Raw genomic sequence first — 17,523 nt, 5'->3', positions numbered from 1 at the left:
GTGGCCGGACGAGCCGACACGCGCTACGACGTCCTCGTACTCGGTGAGGTCCTGGTCGAGATCCACGCGGGCACCGCCCTGCACGAGGCCGCCGACGGCACCCCGGCCCGTATCTCCTACTCCGGGGACGCCCTCAACGCGGCGGCCGCCGCGGCCGCGGCCGGCGCCCGTACCGCCCTGCTCGCCGTGGTCGGCGACGACGAACTCAGCGTCCCGCTGCTGGACCGGGCCGCCGAACTCGGCGTGGACGTCTCCCACGTCCGCCGCGCCCCGCACCCCAACGGCGCCTACCTGCTCTCCGCCGACACCGACGGCGACCGCGCGTTCGTCTACTGGCGCACCCGCAGCGCGGGTTCCACCCTCGCGCCCCGCCACATCGCGTCCTGGCGCGAGCTGCTGACCCGCTGCGGAGCGCTCGTCACCAGCGGCGTCACCGGCGCCCTGTCGCCGAGCAGCCGCGACGCCGTACTGGCCGCCGCCCGCCTCGTGCACGGGGCGGGCGGGCACCTGACCTACGACCCCAACTTCCGCTCCCGGCTGACCGGCCGCGCCGAGGCACGCGAGCTCCTGGCCCGGATCGCGCCGCTGACCGGGCTGCTCAAGACCTCGTGCCCGGCCGACGCGCTGGCCCTCGTGGACACCGGCGACCCGCGCACCGCCGCAGCCCGCTGCCGGGCACTGGGCGCCCGTACGGTCGTGGTCACCGCGGGCGCCGACCGGCTGCTGCTGGACGACGGCACGCGGGCGGCGTACCACCCCGTGCCCGTCAACCCCGAGCCCGTGGACGCGACCGGGGCGGGGGACTGTTTCACCGGCACGACCACCGCCCGGCTCGCCCTCGGGGACACCCTCGCGGACGCGGTGGCGTACGGCACGGCCGCCGCCTCGCTCTCGGTCTCCGGCCGCGGCGGCACCGGGCGGGTCCCCGCCTTCAGCGAGACGGCGGCCCTGGCCGCCGCCCACCGCCGGTCCGGCCAGGACACCTAAGGGACGTCGGGCTCGGCCACCCAGCCGGCCGCCAGCACCAGCCGTGAGGTCCGGTGGACGGCCAGGAACCCGAACGGCCTGTCGAAGTACACCTCGGCCCGGCGCGCCCTGTACCTGGGCCGCGCCGGCGCCGCGCAGCCGGCCGCCACGCCGAAGGCGGTGACGGCGGCGGCCTCGAAGCCCTCGGCGTCGAACCGGGCCAGTGCGGACTGCCGTGCCGAAGCGATGGCCAGCGGCCGGGAGCTGACGCCGGGGAAGTGGCCGCGCTCGGTGTCGGTGGCGGTCTCCAGCCCGAACAGCCGGGCATGGTCCAGAAGGTCGTGCTCCGACCGCACTTCGAAGGCCACCGTCTCGATGTCCAGCCGGGGTTCGGGGGAGTGGGCGGCCACCGTGCCGACCGCCAGTCCCGGACCGGGGCGCCCGTCGGGGAGCAGGCTCGCTCCCGTGGCGGGCAGCGCCCTGGTGACGGCGGCGATCCCGGTGGTGAGCGTGTCACCGGCCGGCGCCCCGGGCTCGCCCAGCACGAGGTGGACGTCCACGCCCGCCGCCCCGACGACCTCCAGCAGGGTGACCGCACCGGAGGGGCCGTGCGCCACGCGGACCCGGTCGAGCAGCGAGGTGCTGCGGTGCAGTGTGCGCACGCGGCGCCCGGCCCACGGGCCGGTGTGCGGCTCCCCTTCCCCCTCGTCGAACGGCTGGATCCATCGCAGCCGCAGCGCGAGCGCGGAGGCGAGGACCATCAGGGTGCTTTCGTCCAGGAGCACCGGCATGCGCTCGATCAGCCCGTCCGTGCGGTCCGACGCCCACGCGTCGAGCGCCTTGGCATCGGCGTCCGGGTCCCCGGTCAGCGTCCCCCGGACGCCGGCCGGCAGCTTCGCCGACCAGTCCTCCTCCAGGGGGAGCCCGGCATCGGTCCACAGGCCGGTCGCCGTCCGAAGGCCCCGTACGCCGGCCAGTGCGGCCACCAGCTCCCGGGCAGCCTGGCCCGCGGCCTCGGCGGGTATGCCCAGGGACCGCGCCAGTTCGGCGCGGGCCGGGCCGCCCGAGCCGTCCGCGAGCAGGGCGAGCAGCGGCCAGATCCCGGCCGCGGTGAACACCGTGCCCACCGTGCCCGTGTTCCCGGCCGGGGTCTGCGCGGTCGCGGCCCAGTGCGTCGTCAGCCGATTGACCGCCCGTACGGTCGAGTTCCTCATGCGGGGGAGCGTACGTGGAGGGACGCCGCCGGGCCGGATGGTTTTCCGCGGCCCGGCGGCGCCGGTCGGTGGGCGGGTGGTGTCAGGGGTGGCCCCCGGTCAGCGGCCGCGCAGGCCCCGGTCGACCGCCGTCATCAGCTCGCCGTCCGCGGTGTCCGCGTCGAGCGACCAGAACATCGCACCGCCGAGGCCGTGTTCGCGGATGTACCCGGTCTTGGCGCGCAGCACCTGCGGGTCGTCGTACGTCCACAGGGTGGTGCCGTCGAAGAGCCAGGCGTGGCCGCCGCGCCGGTCCCGGTGGACCGTGTAGGTGCCGGAGTCGGCCAGCTTCTTCAGCGCTTTGTAGTCCTCGTACCCGGCGGACCAGGTGGCCGGTGCCGGGCCCGTGGCCGGCTGTCCCATGCCGTCCCCGCCACCGGTGACGCCGGTCCAGCCCTGTCCGTAGAACGGCATACCCATCACCAGCTTGTTCGCGGGCGCGCCGCGCCGGAGCCAGGCGTCCACCGTGCCGTCGACGCTGAAGTCGCCCCGGGCGCGGAGGGCGGACTGCTGGGCGGTCCGCGGCTCGCCGGAGACGTGGAAGTCGTACCCCTGGAGGGTCACGAAGTCGAGGTCGCGCATGATCCGGCGGACGTCGAAGCCCGCGTCGATCTTGGCGGGGGCGGTCGGGACGAAGGCGGTCAGCTCGTACGGGGTCTTCTTCTTCTGGCTCCGCGCGTACGCGTCGAGCTGGGTGCGGAACTCCTTGACGAGCGCGGTGAAGTTCTGCTTGTCCTCCGGCCGGTACTTCGTGTCGGTGTCACCCGCGGAGCCGGGCCACTCCCAGTCGAGGTCGATCCCGTCGAACACGCCGGCGGCCGCTCCCGGGCCGCCGCGGGCGCCGTCCCGCGGAAGATCGCCCTTGATGTAGAGGTCGATGCAGGACTCGACGAAGGCCTTGCGGGAGGCCGGGGTGAGCGCGGCGTCCGAGAAGTGTGTGGACCAGCTCCAGCCGCCCAGCGAGATCAGCACCTTGAGGCCGGGGTGCTCGGCCTTGAGCTCGCGCAGCTGGTTGAAGTTGCCGGCGAGCGGCTGCTCGCCGGTGTCGGCCACTCCGTCGACGGAATTCGCGGCGTCGAGCGGGCGCACGTAGTCGGCCCAGGCGTCGGCTTCACCGGGCACGTTCCCGGTGAAGCACCTGCCCTCGGGACTGACGTTGCCGAAGGCGTAGTTGATGTGCGTGAGCTTGCCGGCGGAGCCGTTCGCCTCCAGGTCCTGGACCTGGAAGTCCCGTCCGTAGACACCCCACTGGGTGAAGTAGCCGACCTTCTTGTACGGACGGTCGTGGCCACCGCCGGCCTGCGCGGCGGCGGCGGGCGCGAAGGCGGTCAGCAGGGAGAGGGAGCAGGCGGCGACGGCCAGCCTGCCGAGCATGCTGCGGCGCATGGGCTTCCTTTGCGGATGCGGGGAGCGGGGTGTGTGCGCGTGTGCTGTGCATGCCGGAAACTATTGGTCTGGACCAGAGCGGTCAAGGGGGCGGCCGGAACTCGCCCGCTACGAGAGCGGCAGGCTCCACTGGCCGACGTCGTCGGCGAGCCCGGTGTCGAGGGCGAACTGCACCGCGGCCGGCTCGGCGTCCGCCGGGATCCGGAAGGTGATGAAACCCTCCGTCGTGCCGCCGGGATCGAGCGTGACCGTCTCGGGGAAGACCGGCCCGGCGGTGGTGGGGACGTCATCGCCGGTGAACCGCTGCCCCGCGGTGTCCAGCAGATGCGCGGCCGGAGCGGGGGAGTCCTGGTAGACGGCGGTTCCCGTGTTCTCCAGGCGGAAGCGCGTCGCGACGAGCCGCTCGGTCCCGGTCGGCTCGGGACCTGCGGGACTCGCCGGGTCCACGACCTGCGTCAAGGTGACGTCGACCCGCAGGCCGGGCCCGTTCCCGGTGAGGGAGATCGTCTCGCCCGAACCGTCAGGGGCCGCGCCCAGCAGGGCGGGCGCGAGGAGCGCGAGCGCGAGGAGCGCGCCCCGCAACCGCACGCGCCCCGTTCGCCGGCTTCGGGGCATGACGGAACCTCCCGCTCCACGGGTCCCCACCACCCACCATCCTCCGCACCCCGCGGTCCCGCCACCCACGCCGGCCGGGCCGCGGCGCCCGCAGAGGCCATCCCATGTGGCGATTCGGCGGTAACAGGCGAGGAAGCTTTTAGGATCGCCGGCATGGCAACAAGACTTGTACAGATCAATATGAAGGCCCAGGACGACTCCGCGCTCGGCCGGTTCTGGGCGGAGGCACTCGGGTGGGGTATCGACAGCGAGGGACCCGGCGTGACGAACCTCGAACCCGTGGGCTTCGCCTACCCCGACCCTGCGGCCGTCTGCGTCGACATCATCGCCCGCCCGGAACCCAAAACGGTCAAGAACCGGGTACACCTCGATCTGGCCACCACCTCGGCCGCCCATCAGGCGGAGTTGGTAGCACGCCTGCAGGACCTGGGCGCGACGCTCGCCGACGTGGGCCAGCGCGACGTCCCCTGGACGGTGATGGCCGACCCGGAGGGCAACGAGTTCTGCGTCCTGGAACCCCGTCCGATCTACCAGGACACCGGGCCGATCGCCGCGGTGGTGGTCGACTGCACCGACCCGCGAGCGATGGCCCGGTTCTGGGGCGAGGCGATGGACTGGACGCTCCACGAGGTCACCGACGAGCACGCGTCCATGCGTTCCGCCAAGGGCGTCGGCCCCTACCTGGAGTTCGTCCGCACCCCCGACACCAAGAACGTGTGGAACCGCGTCCACCTCGACATCGCCCCCTACCGCGGTGACGACTTGGCAGCAGAGGAAGCCCGGCTGCGCGCCCTGGGTGCCACCGACCCCGGTATCGACCAGTCGGCGATCTCCTGGACGATCCTGGCCGACCCGGAGAGCAACGAGTTCTGCCTCCTCGCCCCGCGCTGACCTCGACCACGGCTCCGGCCGGTTTCGCCGGCCTTCGGCCACCTTGGACGACCGGCCCCGCCCCTGGAGGGTGATCGGCCGGTCGTCCACCGCCGGAACACACTCCGGCGAGGGACTCGCACCCGGTCGAGCGACGAATTGATTGGATCTCCCGGCCCGTTCGTGTCATGGTTGGTCCCACCGAAGGGGTGTAGCTCAGCTGGTCAGAGCGCCGGTCTCCAAAACCGAAGGCCGCAGGTTCGAATCCTGCCGCCCCTGCGACACCGACAGCACGCCTGTCGAGCACGCCCGGCCGGGAGCACGTCTCCCCGCCGGGCGTTGCCGTTCGCCCGGGCAGGGCCCCCCCACGACCGCGCCGGCCGCCTGGGACAGCAGGGGCACCGCGTCCTCACGGGCCGCCGTGCTCCCGCCGCGCGCATGCTCGGCCGAGGACTACTCGGCGCCCGGCTCCTGGTAGCCGTACGGACGCGTGATGATCTCCATCCCGTGGCCGCTCGGGTCCGTGAAGTACACCCCGCGGCCCCCGTCGTTGTGGTTGATCTCGCCGGGGTGCCGGCCGTGCGGGTCGGCGAAGTACGGGACCCGCGCCGACCGGATCTTCTCGAACGCCGCGTCGAACTCCTCCTCCGAGAGGAGGAACGCGTAGTGCTGCGGGGTGATGGACCCGGCCGGGGCGGTCGCGAAGTCCAGGGTGACGCCGTTCGCGGTGTCCACGGGGACGAAGGGCCCCCACTCGGTCCCGACCTCCAGGCCGAGGACGTGTGCCAGGAAGGTGGCGGACTCCCGGTTGTCGCGGGAGTGGATGATCGTGTGGTTCAGATGAACGGACATGGGTGAATGCCTCCGAAAGGCACTTCACGGCGCCTCCATGCCTCACCCGGACGGTGACCGACACGCGATGCCGTGATCACGATCCTAAACACCCTCTCCGGGCGAAGTCCACCCTCTTCGACCCGCACCCCACCCCCGGCCCGGTGGCCGTAGCGGCCTACGAACTCCCGTACACCGCCTTGACGTTGTCCTGCGCCGGGTGCGTCCGGCCGGCCGGACCCGCCGCGAACACCCGCAGGAGGTTCTCCGTCACCCGGGTGGTCAGCGCCCCCGCGCGCGCGTCCAGACCGTGGTTGCGTCCGCTGCGGCCGTCTCCGGTCGCGTCCAGGGCCTCCACCCACCGCATCGTGCCGGTCGCGAACACCCCCGCCCCGCTCGCCACCGTGTAGTAGGCCGTGTCCTGGTGGCTGGGCCGCCCCTCGCACACCACGGGGGAGTGGGCCAGGATCTCGATCGGCCGGGGCGTCGGGAATCCCGTGTTGACCTTGTCGTACTCGACGCCGACCAGGTGCTCGAAGCGGTCGCCCGCCTTCGCGCCGGTGCCTTCGAAGAGCCAGTGCCCGGGGTTGGTCACCACGTACGGGGCGTCCACCGGATAGCCGTCGTAGATCACGCCGAGCAGCGAGCTCTCCGGGTCCGCGCCGGGCGCGGAGCGGAAGTCCACCGTCGCGGGATGGCCGCGCTTGAACCCCGGGTCCTGCTCGTAGGACGACTTGTAGCAGACCAGCGTGCGGTCCGGCCCCAGGTCGGAGGGCTCCAGCCGGATCCGGCGGTAGCAGCAGTTCGCGCCCAGGATCGCGATGTTGGTACCTGCGTCGCGGGCGGCCGTGAAGTGGGCCCGCTGCTCCGGCGACCAGTACTCGTCGTGCCCGAGGGAGAGCACCGCCGCCGCCCCCTCCAGGAGCCGCTTCTCCCGTGCCACGTCGGTGGTGGTCGTGTAGGCGAGGGGTATGCCGAGCCGCTCGGCCAGCGCGATCAGCGGAGCCTCGTACACCAGGAACAGGCCCGCGCCGTCGTCGTACTCGTACGGCCGGTCGAAGCTCACGGCGAGCGAGCGGGAGGCGAAACCGCCGCCGGGGCCGTCGTAGCTGCCGTAGCCGCCCCACCGGTTGTACGCCTGCCAGGTGGCCACCGCGTTGACCACGACCGTACGGCCGGCGGTCGCCGCGGAGCGGACGGTGATCGGCACGAACCGCCGGCCCTCGCCGCCCTGCGCGTCCAGGCGCAGCAGGTAGCTGCCCTCCGGCCAGTCCTTCGTCTCGACCGTGGCGCTACGGGGCCACCGGGTGCGGACCATCCTGGTCCCGGCATCCACGGTGTGCTCGGGCTGCCGGGCCCCGGGCAGGGCCTCGGAGCGCCACACCAGCCGGGCCCGGGCCCCCCCGTACCAGCCCATCCGGTAGGCGGAGACGGTGAACCGGGGCGCGGTCGTCGACACGTGCAGCCCGAAGGACTCGCCGGGCAGGACGCTGACCTTGTCCGCGAACCCCTCGATGGCCCGCGCCGGACCGGCCTTGTCCACCGGCCAGTCGGCATGGCCCGGGCGGGCGTTCTCGGCCTTGACGTCGAGGCCCTGCGGCCCGGCCGCCGCCGGCTTCCCGCCCGGCGCGGCGGACTCCGACGCCGTCCCGGACCGCTGCGCCGACCCGGATCCGCCCTCGCCCGCGCCGTCGCCGTTCGTGCAACCGGCCAGGGTCCCGAGCCCCGCAGCCGTGGCCGCCCCCGCCGCGATCGCGAGGAACCGCCGCCTGCCTGCGTCTTCGCCGTCCGCGGCGGCCCCGGCCGAGTACATCTGATGCATGGAGAGCACGTTATGTGATGCTCTGGCCCGTGATTTCACCGGCCTGACCGGCACGACACCCCCTAGGCTGGCCCCCTGTTGTCACGGGCACCAACCGACGTCGGGGGAACGCGAGATGACGTACAGCACCACACACGCACCAGGCACGGTCCGGCAGCTGTGGCAGCTGCTCGAACCGGTCCACGCCGTCGTCTACTTCGCCCCCGAGGCCTACGAGGAGGCCGGCGCGCTCGGCTACGCCACCGACGACCGGTGGCCGATGTACTTCGCCTACCGGGCCGCACCCCTGGGCCCGGCCGGAGCGGGGCTCGTGAACGCCCTCTTCTACAGCTTCAGCCCCGGCATGGTGGACCACTACCTCGCCCGCTCCTGGCACACCGCCGAGCCCGCCCGCGTGCTCGCGGCCCGGGCCGCCGCCGCGGACCGCTCGCTGCACGCCCTGCTCGGTGAGCGCACCGCCTCCCCGGACCTGGCCGAGGCCGCCCGGCTCGCCCGGCGCGCCGCCGAGACCGCCACCACCGGCGGGCGCCCGCTGGCCGCCGCCAACGCCGCCCTGCCCTGGCCCACGGCCGCGCACACCGTGCTCTGGCACGCGGCGACGATCCTGCGCGAGCACCGCGGGGACGGCCACCTCGCCGCCCTTCAGGCCCACCACCTCGACCCGGTCGAGTCGCTGGTCCTCCAGTCGGGCGTGGGAGCCGCGCCCGCCGAGTGGTTCGAGAGCCGCCGGTGGTCCGCCGACGAGTGGGACACCGCCCGCGAGCGGCTCGCCTCCCGGGGCCTGCTGGCCGAGGACGGCACGGCCACCGAAGCAGGACTGGCGCTGCGCACCGGGGTCGAAAAGCTCACCGACGAACTCGCCTCGGGCCCGTGGTCGGCGCTGACCCCGCAGGAAGTGGCCCGGCTCGCGGAACTCCTCCTCCCGCCGGTCCTCGACATCGTCGGCGCCGGGATCCTCCCCGCCCAGGGCACCCTGGGCATCGGAGTGAAGTACGACTACGAGGACTGATCCACCGCCCGCCAGGAGCCTTCGCGACCGCCTGTGCGCCCCGGCACGCAGGCGCCCGGCCCGTTCTGCGGCCCGCCTCCGGACGGTCCAGGCCTCCATGGCCGAATCGGCGTTCTGACACAGAGGGGCCGGGCTGTGTTCAGCTGCTTGCCGGCACCTGTCGGGCGTCGTCGGCCTGGAGCGGCAACGCCCGCATGCACCCGCAGACTTGGGAGGGAACATGCCTCGTACCACCCGATCGGCGGCGGTCACCGCAGCCACCGCCGTCGCTTTCGCCGCAGCTCTGACCGGAACCGCCGGGGCCGAAGCCACCGGTGTGACTGCGACCCCCGCCCAGAGCGCACCCCAGCCCGTGTACTGGGCCGCGCCGCCCCAGGGCGTGACGGTCGCCGCGCCGCAGCGATTACTGAACCAGCCCGTGCGGATCACCAACGACTTCGCCAAACGCCCCACCACTCAGTGTCTGGACGTGGACGCGAACGGTGGCGGCAACGGCACGGTAGTCCAGGTCTGGCAGTGCAACGGCACCACCCAGCAGCGCTGGTACCTCTGGAACAACGGCGCGCTGGAGAGCTACCGCTTCCCGGGCAAGTGCCTGGACGCCGACCTCAACGGCGGCGGCCGCAACGGCACCAAGGTGCAGATCTGGGACTGCAACAACACCCCGCAGCAGAGCTGGTCCCACCCGTCGGGCGACCGCGCGATCTACAACGCACGCTTCTACGCCGGCGGCAACATCGTCATGGACCGCGACGCCAACGTCGTGGGCAACGGAGCCCGCATCCAGCTGTGGCAGAAGAACTTCCAGTCGCAGCAGTGGTGGGACGTCTGGGCCGACTGACCTCGTGTAACAGGAGCCGGCTCCGGGCGTGCGGATCGCGCCCCGCGGGCCGGTCCGACGGATGCCGAGCGGGAACGGCCGCGGCCGTTCCCGCCGGTCACCAACCGGCGTCCTCTTCGGGTTCGGGCGAAGCCGGCTCCGTGCTGAGCGGCCGGCGGAAACCGGCTTCGTGCAGCCCGCTCACCGCCACGTGATCATTCGCCACCAGCACCTGGGCCGGCCTGGCTGCCTCCGTCACCACGGCCGCCCCCGGACCCCCTGGCACGGCGGGACGGACGAGAACGAGATCATCGTTCTCGAACCGGAGCGCCCCGGCACCGAACTGCGCCTGCGCGACCGGCCCGACCCCGGCCGCACCACGGTCGTCACCCTGGAGTGAGAGAGTTCCTTCCGTGAAGCGCACGAGCACCCGCCTCGCCGACGGCCGCGAGATCTTCTACTACGACACCGGCGACGGCGCCGCCCGCGCCTTCCCCGACACGCGTCCGCTCGACGCGTCCGCCACCATGGGCAGCTCCGAGGTACGGCGCGATCCGCTGCTCGGCGACCCGGTCGTCATCGCCTCCCACCGGCAGGCCCGCACCTACCACCCGCCCGCCGACGCCTGCCCGCTGTGCCCCTCCACCGAGGGACGCGCCAGCGAGATCCCGGCCCCCGACTACGAGGTGGCCGTCTTCGAGAACCGCTTCCCCTCCCTCGCCGGCGACACCGGCCGCTGCGAGGTCATCTGCTTCACCCCCGACCACCTGACCTCCTTCGCCGAACTCGACGAGGAGCGCACCGCCCTCGTCCTCGCCGCCTGGAGCGACCGCACCGCCGGCCTCTCCGCCCGCGAGGGCGTCCAGCAGGTCTACTGCTTCGAGAACCGCGGCACCGAGATCGGCGTCACCCTCGCGCATCCGCACGGCCAGATCTACGCCTTCCCCTTCGTCACCCCGCGCACCACCCGGATGCTCGCCACCGTCGCCGCCCACCGCGAGCGCACCGGCGGCAACCTCTTCGAGGAGGTCCTGGCCGCCGAGCGCGCCGAAGGGACCCGCATCGTCCTCGAATCGGACCACTGGACCGCCTTCGTGCCCTACGCGGCGCGCTGGCCGTACGAGGTCCACCTCTACCCGCGCCACCGGGTCCCCGACCTGCCCGCCCTCGGCGACGAGGCCCGCGCCGAGTTCCCCCGGGTCTACCTGGAGCTGCTGCGCCGCTTCGACCGGCTCTTCGACCGGCCCGAGCCGACCCCGTACATCTCCGCCTGGCACCAGGCCCCGGCGGGCGAGGGCCGGGCCGACTTCGCGCTCCACCTGGAGCTCTTCACGATCCGCCGGACCGCGGACAAGCTGAAGTACCTGGCCGGGACCGAATCCGGCATGGAGGCCTACATGAACGACGTCCGGCCCGAGGCCGCGGCCGCGCGGCTGCGGGAGGTGGCGAGCGCATGAGCGGGTCGGCACCGGACGATTTCCAGCAGCTGTACGGGTACCCGCCCGAGGGGGTCTGGGCGGCCCCGGGCCGGGTCAACCTGATCGGCGAACACACCGACTACAACGACGGCTTCGTCCTGCCCTTCGCCCTCCCGCAGCGCACCGAGGTGGCCGTGGCCCGGCGCACCGACCGGATCCTGCGGGTGCACTCCGCCGACGCCCCCTCCGGCGCGGTCGCCCTCGACCTGGCCGACCTCGATCCGGCGCACCCTCCGCAGGGCGCCGCGAGCTGGGCCGCGTACCCCGCCGGGGTCGCCTGGGCCCTGCTGGACGCCGGACTTCCGGTCGGCGGCGCCGATCTGCACGTACGGTCCGACGTACCGACCGGCGCCGGCCTGTCCTCCTCCGCCGCCCTGGAGGTGGCCACCGGGCTGGCCCTCACCGACCTGTACGGGATCCCGCTCACCCGCCCCGAACTGGCCGTACTCGCCCAGCGCGCCGAGAACGCGTACGTCGGCGTCCCCTGCGGGATCATGGACCAGACGGCCTCGGCCTGCGCGACCGAGGGACACGCCCTCCACCTCGACACCCGCAGCCTCGAACAGCGCCACATCCCCTTCGACTGCACGGCGGCCGGCCTGCGCCTCCTCGTCATCGACACCCGGGTCAAGCACGCACTCGCCGACGGGGCCTACAGCCGGCGCCGGACCTCCTGCCACCGCGCGGCCGGGGCCCTGGGCCTGCCCGCCCTGCGCGACCTCCCGTACGAGGAGCTGGAACAGGCCCTGGCCCGCCTGGAGGACCCGGTGCAGCGGAAGCGGGTCCGGCACGTCGTGACCGAGAACGAACGGGTGCTGCGGATCGAGGAGTTGCTGCGGGCCGGCCGGCTGCGCGAGACGGGCCCGCTGCTCACGGAAGGCCACCTCTCGCTGCGCGACGACTACGAGGTGTCTTGCCCGGAGCTGGACCTGGCGGTCGCCACGGCGGACGCGGCGGGCGCGTACGGCTCCCGCATGACGGGCGGCGGCTTCGGCGGCTCGGCGCTGTCCCTGATCGACGCGGACGCCGAGCGGGCGGTGACCCGGGCGGTCACGGACGCCTTCCGCCGCGCGGGCTTCACACCACCCCGCGTCACGACGGCCTTCCCGTCATCGGGCGCCACCCGCCTCCTCTAGGAGGACTGGAGCGCCGGCGTGGCGCAGGGTGCCAGGGCGACGAACGTGGGGTCGTCCTGCCCAGCGGGTTCCATGGGCCCGATGTCGGCGACGGTCACGCCGGTACCGGGCCGGTCGGCTGGACCGACGGCCCCCTGGTGGGCGAGGCGCTCGGGAGGGGGCCGGGGCTCGCGCGTGTCACACGGCGTTCACAGCCCGCTGCCCGAAATCCGGTCCGGCGCCCGGGGCTGCCGCCTAGACTGAAAGTTCAGTTGATCATGTACTCGTCGAGCCGGAGGAACGAACCGCATGCGCTATCTCCCCCTGGGCAGTTCCGGACTGCAGGTCTCCGCCGTCGGCCTCGGCTGCAACAACTTCGGCGGCCGACTCGACGCCCAGGCCACCCGCGCCGTCGTCGACGCCGCCCTGGACGCGGGCATCACCCTTCTGGACACCGCCGACATCTACGGCGGCGCCGGCGGCTCCGAGGTCCACCTCGGGCTGGCCCTCAAGGGCCGTCGCGACCAGGTCGTCCTCGCCACCAAGTTCGGCTACGACGGCGTGGACATGAAGTACGGGCCCGCCGCCGGATCGCGTGGCGGCCGCGCCTACATCCGGCGTGCCGTCGAGGAGTCCCTGCGCCGCCTCGACACCGACCACATCGACCTCTTCCAGCTGCACAGCCCCGACCCGGCCACCCCCATCGCCGAGACCCTGGCCGCGCTCACCGAGCTCGTCGCCGAGGGCAAGGTCCGCTACATCGGTCACTCCAACCTCTCCGGCTGGCAGCTCGCCGAAGCCGCCCACGTCGCCCGCGAGACGGGCTCGGTCCCCTTCGTGTCGGCGCAGAACGAGTGGTCGCTGCTGGAGCGGTCGGCCGAGCGCGAGCTGGTCCCGGCCGCCCTCCACTACGGCGTCGGCGTCCTCCCGTACTTCCCGCTCGCCAACGGCCTGCTGACCGGCAAGATCCGCCGGGGTGCGCCCGTACCGGCCGGCTCCCGCCTCGAAGGCCGCGCCTCGTACCTCACCGAGGAACGCCTCGACGTCGTCGAAGCGCTGGCCGCGCTCGCCGAGAAGCACGACCGGACCGTCCTCGAGCTGGCCATCGGCTGGCTCTCCGCCCAGCCCGGCTGTGCCTCCGTCATCGCCGGAGCCACCTCCGCCGAGCAGGTACGGGCCAACGCGGCCGTCGCCGACCGTCCGCTGGACGCCGAGCTGCTCGCCGCGATCGATGCGATCCCGGGGGCGCGGCGGCCCGAGTGACGGCTCAGGCGGGCGCCCCCGTCAGGACGTCCACCTTGCCGGTGTCCAGCGAGTAGTAGGCACCGACGACGGCCAGGGCGCCCTTCTTCACGAGGGGCGCCAGGTCGGAGTTGGAGCGCAGATCGTCCGCGGTGACCCGGATCTGGCTGTGGATCATGGTGTCGACGGGGTCGGCGCCGGGGTTCCGGGCCGTCAGCCGGTACGCCGGCTCGGGTGCGGCGGTGGTCGATCGGACCGCAGCCAGACTCGGGCGCGGCCGCATTGCCACGGACGGCCCAGGGCCTACGGCCCACTGCCCGAGGTCACCCGGGCCGTGGGCCGTAGGCCGTGCGCGCCCGGTCAGGACACGATGTCCTTGCGGGAGAACCCGCGGAAGGCGAGCGCGAACAGCACCAGCGCGTACGACACCGACACCACCGCCCCCTTGACCATCCCGCCCCACTCCAGCTGCGGCTGCAGGGCGTCCGCCCACGCGAACTGCCAGTGCGCCGGCAGGAACTCCCGCCACGACCCGAGGGCCGTCACCGCGTCCAGCACATTGCCGACGATCGTCAGCCCGACCGCCCCGCCCACCGCGCCCAGCGGCGCGTCCGTCCGCGTCGACAGCCAGAACGCCAGCCCCGCCGTCACCAGCTGCGACACGAAGACGAAGGCCACCGCCAGCGCGAGCCGCGGCACGGTGTCACCGACCGCCAGCGCCCCGCCGGCCGGGAGCTTCAGCGGCCCCCACCCGTACGCGGCCGTGCCCGCCGCCAGCGCCACCACCGGCAGCAGCACCATCGCCGCCAGGCTGAAGCCCAGCGCCACCACCAGCTTGCTCCACAGCAGCCGCGCCCGGGGCACCGGCGAGGCCAGCAGGTAGCGCAGCGAGGACCAGCTGGCCTCCGAGGCCACCGTGTCCCCACAGAACAGCGCCACCGGCACCACCAGCAGGAAGCCGGCCGAGACGAACAGACAGGTCGCGGCGAAGTTCGCGCCCGAGGCCGTGGCCGTGTCGATCAGGGTGATGCGGCCGTTGCCGCCGCCCCGGCTGCCCGGCCCGCCGCCCACCGCGAACGCGATCATCAAGATGAAGGGCAGTGCGGCCAGCACCCCGCCCATCACCAGCGTCCGCCGTCGGCGCCACTGCCGCAGCGCCTCCACGCGCAGCGGCAGCGTACCCCTCGCCCGGTAGCCCGGAGCCACCTCCCGTACCGTCGTCGCCGTACTCACGCCGCACCTCCGATCAGGGTGAGGAACGCGTCCTCCAGTCGCCGGTGCGGTCCCACTCCGCTCACCGGCACCTCCAGCCGAACGAGTTCGGCGATCAGCCCCGCGGCCGTCGCGCCTTCGAGCCGTACGAGCAGCCCGTCATCGGCGGCCACCACGGAACCCACTCCCTCCAGCGCCGCCACCTTCTCGACGCTCACCTCGTCCACCGGCTCCGCCAGCGTCACCAGCAGCGTGTCCCCGCCGCCGGTGATCTCGGAGACCTCGCCCGCGGCGACCCGCTGCCCGCGGTCCATGACCACCAGGTGCGTACAGGACTGTTCCACCTCCGACAACAGGTGACTGGAGACGATGACCGTCCGCCCGCCCGCGGCGTAGCGGATCATCACGTCCCGCATCTCCCGGATCTGCGGCGGGTCCAGACCGTTCGTCGGCTCGTCGAGGATCAGCAGGTCCGGCATTCCGAGCATCGCCTGCGCGATCGCGAGGCGCTGGCGCATGCCCTGCGAGTACGTGCGTACCGCGCGCTCCAGCGCGTCGCCGAGCCCGGCGATCTCCAGGGCCTCGGCCATGTGCGAGTCCTCGGCCGGGCGGCCGGTGGCCTGCCAGTAGAGCTCCAGGTTGGCGCGGCCCGTCAGGTGCGGGAGGAATCCGGCACCCTCCACGAAGGCCCCGACCCGTGACAGCACGGGCGCCCCGGCCCGTACCGCGTGCCCGAACACCCGGATCTCCCCGGCGTCCGGCGAGATCAGCCCCATCAGCATCCGCAGGGTGGTGGTCTTCCCGGCCCCGTTGGGTCCGAGCAGTCCCAGTACCTGGCCCTTCTCGACGCTGAAGGACAGGTCCTTCACCGCGTACCGGTCCTGAGCCTTCGCGTAGCGCTTCGTCAGTCCGGTGATCTGCAGCGGCACGTCGGCCAGTGCCGCGTCCGGCTGCGCCGAGCCGGACCCCGGCCCGGTGGACCCCCGGCCGGTCCGCCGTACGCCCAGCAGCGCCGCGGCCAGCGCGATCGCGCCCAGCGGCAGCCACCAGGTCCAGGCGGGCAGCCCGGCCGAGGCGGTCCGCACCTGCGCGGCGACGGGCACGGCCAGCGGGCCCTCCACGGCGACGGTGTAGGCGGCCGGCGCAGCCGGGGTGGCGTAGCCGAGGTCGGTCGCGGCGATCACCAGCCGCAGCCGGTGCCCGGCCGCCACGGAGTGGTCGATCGTGGGCAGCCGCAGCCGCACGCTCGCGCCCTGCTGCGCGTTCTCGACCCGTACCGGGGCGACCAGCTGGCTCGGCAGCACCTGCTGACGGCCGTCGGGCCCCACGTCGTACACCTTGCCGAACAGGACGGCCGAGCCGTCGGCGGCTGTGGACCTCACCTTCAGGGTGAGAGTCGGGGTGCCGGTGATCGTCATGTCCTCGGCCAGCGGCGCCGACTCGAAGCGGGCGTTCTGCCCGGGGAAGTCCAGCGAGAGCCCGGCTCCGAAGGCGGCGAGCTGCCCGCCGATGCCCGGCAGCGCGGACAGGGCGGGAGGCGCGCCGCCCGCCGGATTGGCGAAGGTCTGCTCCGGCCCGGTCAGGGCGAACTCCCGCGGGCCGGATTCCAGCCCGGGGTACCGGTCACCGGTCGCGCCGCGCAGGGTGACCTCGCCGTCGGTGGAGTCGATGCCTCCGGAGCGCGTGACCCGGAATGCCGGGCCGGTGTCGGCGCCCTCGTCCCCCTTGAGGTGGCGGTCGAACCAGGAGGCCACCCGGGCCTCGACCCGGTCGGCCTCGCGCATCCCGCCGTCGTGGCCGCCGGCCGCCCAGTCCACGGAGACGGGCGCGCCGTTCGCCGCGATGGCCTCGGCCATGGCATCGGCCTGGTCCAGCGGGAACAGGGAGTCGTCCCGGCCCTGCACGATCAGGGTCGGCACCTTGATCCGGTCGCCGACGGCCGACGGACTGCGCTGCTCCAGCAGGGTGCGGGCCTCGGGGTCGGGCTTTCCCGCCACCGCTACGCGCTCGTACATCGCGCAGAGCTCGGGCTGGAACCGTCCGCAGCCCGGTGCGGCGGCCGCCGCACCGGGCCGCTGTCCCGGCAGGGCCTGCTGCGTCCCGTCGGTCGAGCCGCTGGTGAAGAAGATGCCGGACCAGAGCTTCTTGAAGACGCCGTTCGGGAAGAGGGCGTCCGCGAGGTTCCAGTAGGTGATCTGCGGGGCGATCGCGTCGACCCGCGGATCGTGACCGGCCGCGAGCAGCGAGATCGCGCCGCCGTAGGAGGCCCCGGAGACGCCGACGCGCGGATCGCCGGCCGCGTCGAGCCGCACCTCGGGCCGGGCCGCGAGCCAGTCGATGAGCCGGGAGACGTCCCTGACCTCGTACTCGGGGTCGTTCAGGCCGATCCGGCCCTCGGAGCGGCCGAAGCCGCGCGCCGACCAGGTCAGGACGGCGTACCCGTCCCGGGCGAGGCGCTCGGCCTGTTCGCGGACGTCGTCCTTGCTGCCGCCGAAGCCGTGCCCGAGGAGGACGGCGGGACGTTTTTCGGCTCCGCCGCCCGCGGTGAAATAGGAGGTGTCGATCCCGGCGCCGGGCATGTTCACGACCTGGTCCTGGCGGTGCACGGCGGGTTCGTCACCGGTCGCGGACGCGGCCGTCCACGTACCGGCCCCCGCCACGACCGCGAGCGCGGCGGCGCCCGCGAGCAGACGGTCTCGGCGGCGCCGGGGCATTCGGAGCTTCATACGGGCACCCTAAGGGCCCGTTCCCCGGGCTCCGAGCACCCACAGGCGGAACCGACCACCTTCTCCAGGACTAGGCCGGGGCCGGCGTGTACCGCAGCTGCGGTACACGCCCCGCGTCCCGGCCGGTCCCGGACCGGCCCGTTTCCGACCTGCGCGGCACCTCCGCGGGCGGGAGGAT

16 protein-coding genes and 1 tRNA gene are annotated in these 17,523 nt (G+C 73.6%); 9 read left to right on the top strand and 8 right to left on the bottom strand.

The genetic code is table 11. The features are described from left to right. Complete coding sequence (locus ACZ573_RS08920; protein WP_471301097.1) at positions 1–987, top strand: PfkB family carbohydrate kinase; 987 nt, start codon at positions 1–3, stop codon at positions 985–987. Here the strand turns inward: ACZ573_RS08920 and ACZ573_RS08915 are convergent. The 3 genes from ACZ573_RS08915 to ACZ573_RS08905 all read right to left on the bottom strand — a co-directional run bounded on the left by ACZ573_RS08915 (position 984) and on the right by ACZ573_RS08905 (position 4,220). After that, complete coding sequence (locus ACZ573_RS08915) at positions 984–2,180, bottom strand: serpin family protein (protein WP_471301094.1); 1,197 nt, start codon at positions 2,178–2,180, stop codon at positions 984–986. The genes ACZ573_RS08920 and ACZ573_RS08915 overlap by 4 nt on opposite strands. A 99-nt stretch (positions 2,181–2,279) precedes the next feature. Continuing rightward, positions 2,280–3,605 carry a glycoside hydrolase family 18 protein gene (locus ACZ573_RS08910; protein WP_471301091.1) on the bottom strand — a complete coding sequence of 442 codons (1,326 nt, stop codon included), beginning with the start codon at positions 3,603–3,605 and terminating at the stop codon, positions 2,280–2,282. A gap of 108 nt (positions 3,606–3,713) precedes the next feature. Beyond that, positions 3,714–4,220 carry a DUF4352 domain-containing protein gene (locus ACZ573_RS08905; protein ID WP_471301088.1) on the bottom strand — a complete coding sequence of 169 codons (507 nt, stop codon included), beginning with the start codon at positions 4,218–4,220 and terminating at the stop codon, positions 3,714–3,716. A gap of 153 nt (positions 4,221–4,373) precedes the next feature. On the opposite strand from ACZ573_RS08905, the gene ACZ573_RS08900 reads away from it, so the two are divergent. Then, a complete protein-coding gene (locus ACZ573_RS08900) occupies positions 4,374–5,111 on the top strand; it encodes a VOC family protein (protein WP_471301086.1) in 738 nt (245 codons plus the stop codon). A 184-nt stretch (positions 5,112–5,295) separates the two neighbouring features. Continuing rightward, a tRNA-Trp gene (locus tag ACZ573_RS08895) sits at positions 5,296–5,369 on the top strand. A 174-nt stretch (positions 5,370–5,543) separates the two neighbouring features. Here ACZ573_RS08895 and ACZ573_RS08890 read toward each other — a convergent pair. Both ACZ573_RS08890 and ACZ573_RS08885 read right to left on the bottom strand, forming a co-directional pair. Then, the gene (locus ACZ573_RS08890; protein WP_471301083.1) at positions 5,544–5,942 is read right to left on the bottom strand and encodes a VOC family protein; all 399 of its coding nucleotides are present in this window, start codon (positions 5,940–5,942) and stop codon (positions 5,544–5,546) included. A gap of 157 nt (positions 5,943–6,099) precedes the next feature. Continuing rightward, positions 6,100–7,743 (bottom strand): N,N-dimethylformamidase beta subunit family domain-containing protein, encoded by a 1,644-nt coding sequence (locus ACZ573_RS08885; RefSeq protein ID WP_471301080.1) that lies wholly within the window; start codon positions 7,741–7,743, stop codon positions 6,100–6,102. Between the two features lie 115 nt (positions 7,744–7,858). On the opposite strand from ACZ573_RS08885, the gene ACZ573_RS08880 reads away from it, so the two are divergent. The 6 genes from ACZ573_RS08880 to ACZ573_RS08855 all read left to right on the top strand — a co-directional run bounded on the left by ACZ573_RS08880 (position 7,859) and on the right by ACZ573_RS08855 (position 13,428). Continuing rightward, positions 7,859–8,752 (top strand): SCO6745 family protein, encoded by an 894-nt coding sequence (locus ACZ573_RS08880; RefSeq protein ID WP_471301077.1) that lies wholly within the window; start codon positions 7,859–7,861, stop codon positions 8,750–8,752. Positions 8,753–8,972: 220 nt separating this feature from the next. Beyond that, positions 8,973–9,593: an RICIN domain-containing protein gene (locus ACZ573_RS08875; protein ID WP_471301075.1), complete on the top strand. Its 621-nt coding sequence runs from the start codon at positions 8,973–8,975 to the stop codon at positions 9,591–9,593. 169 nt (positions 9,594–9,762) lie between these two features. Next, positions 9,763–9,972, top strand: coding sequence for a hypothetical protein (locus ACZ573_RS08870; RefSeq protein WP_471301073.1), 210 nt, complete (start codon positions 9,763–9,765; stop codon positions 9,970–9,972). A gap of 13 nt (positions 9,973–9,985) precedes the next feature. Continuing rightward, on the top strand, positions 9,986–11,029 hold the full coding sequence (galT, locus tag ACZ573_RS08865; RefSeq protein WP_471301070.1) for a galactose-1-phosphate uridylyltransferase: 1,044 nt from the start codon (positions 9,986–9,988) through the stop codon (positions 11,027–11,029). Further along, positions 11,026–12,186, top strand: a complete 1,161-nt coding sequence (gene galK / locus ACZ573_RS08860) for a galactokinase (protein ID WP_471301068.1) — start codon at positions 11,026–11,028, stop codon at positions 12,184–12,186. The genes galT and galK overlap by 4 nt, the downstream gene beginning before the upstream one ends. 288 nt (positions 12,187–12,474) lie before the next feature. Next, positions 12,475–13,428 carry an aldo/keto reductase gene (locus ACZ573_RS08855; RefSeq protein WP_471301065.1) on the top strand — a complete coding sequence of 318 codons (954 nt, stop codon included), beginning with the start codon at positions 12,475–12,477 and terminating at the stop codon, positions 13,426–13,428. A gap of 4 nt (positions 13,429–13,432) precedes the next feature. Here ACZ573_RS08855 and ACZ573_RS08850 read toward each other — a convergent pair whose 3' ends face one another. From ACZ573_RS08850 to ACZ573_RS08840, 3 genes are all read right to left on the bottom strand, one after another. After that, entirely contained in the window at positions 13,433–13,585 is a 153-nt protein-coding gene (locus ACZ573_RS08850) for a hypothetical protein (RefSeq protein WP_471301063.1), read from the bottom strand. A 182-nt stretch (positions 13,586–13,767) separates the two neighbouring features. Then, positions 13,768–14,640: an ABC transporter permease gene (locus ACZ573_RS08845; protein ID WP_471301060.1), complete on the bottom strand. Its 873-nt coding sequence runs from the start codon at positions 14,638–14,640 to the stop codon at positions 13,768–13,770. After that, positions 14,637–17,345, bottom strand: a complete 2,709-nt coding sequence (locus ACZ573_RS08840) for an alpha/beta fold hydrolase (RefSeq protein WP_471301057.1) — start codon at positions 17,343–17,345, stop codon at positions 14,637–14,639. The genes ACZ573_RS08845 and ACZ573_RS08840 overlap by 4 nt, the downstream gene beginning before the upstream one ends. Positions 17,346–17,523 lie beyond the last annotated feature (178 nt).

This window comes from Streptomyces sp. NPDC040545, from assembly GCF_055595065.1.
This window is presented reverse-complemented; position numbering and strand designations above follow the sequence as displayed.

What these genes read in the sequence shown, in the direction of transcription:
- ACZ573_RS08915 (WP_471301094.1), bottom strand. Translation starts at nt 2,180, where the DNA reads ATGAGGAACTCGACCGTACGGGCGGTCAATCGGCTGACGACGCACTGG.
- ACZ573_RS08910 (WP_471301091.1), bottom strand. Translation starts at nt 3,605, where the DNA reads ATGCGCCGCAGCATGCTCGGCAGGCTGGCCGTCGCCGCCTGCTCCCTC.
- ACZ573_RS08905 (WP_471301088.1), bottom strand. Translation starts at nt 4,220, where the DNA reads ATGCCCCGAAGCCGGCGAACGGGGCGCGTGCGGTTGCGGGGCGCGCTC.
- ACZ573_RS08900 (WP_471301086.1), top strand. Translation starts at nt 4,374, where the DNA reads ATGGCAACAAGACTTGTACAGATCAATATGAAGGCCCAGGACGACTCC.
- ACZ573_RS08890 (WP_471301083.1), bottom strand. Translation starts at nt 5,942, where the DNA reads ATGTCCGTTCATCTGAACCACACGATCATCCACTCCCGCGACAACCGG.
- ACZ573_RS08885 (WP_471301080.1), bottom strand. Translation starts at nt 7,743, where the DNA reads ATGCATCAGATGTACTCGGCCGGGGCCGCCGCGGACGGCGAAGACGCA.
- ACZ573_RS08880 (WP_471301077.1), top strand. Translation starts at nt 7,859, where the DNA reads ATGACGTACAGCACCACACACGCACCAGGCACGGTCCGGCAGCTGTGG.
- ACZ573_RS08875 (WP_471301075.1), top strand. Translation starts at nt 8,973, where the DNA reads ATGCCTCGTACCACCCGATCGGCGGCGGTCACCGCAGCCACCGCCGTC.
- galK (WP_471301068.1), top strand. Translation starts at nt 11,026, where the DNA reads ATGAGCGGGTCGGCACCGGACGATTTCCAGCAGCTGTACGGGTACCCG.
- ACZ573_RS08855 (WP_471301065.1), top strand. Translation starts at nt 12,475, where the DNA reads ATGCGCTATCTCCCCCTGGGCAGTTCCGGACTGCAGGTCTCCGCCGTC.
- ACZ573_RS08850 (WP_471301063.1), bottom strand. Translation starts at nt 13,585, where the DNA reads ATGATCCACAGCCAGATCCGGGTCACCGCGGACGATCTGCGCTCCAAC.
- ACZ573_RS08840 (WP_471301057.1), bottom strand. Translation starts at nt 17,345, where the DNA reads ATGAAGCTCCGAATGCCCCGGCGCCGCCGAGACCGTCTGCTCGCGGGC.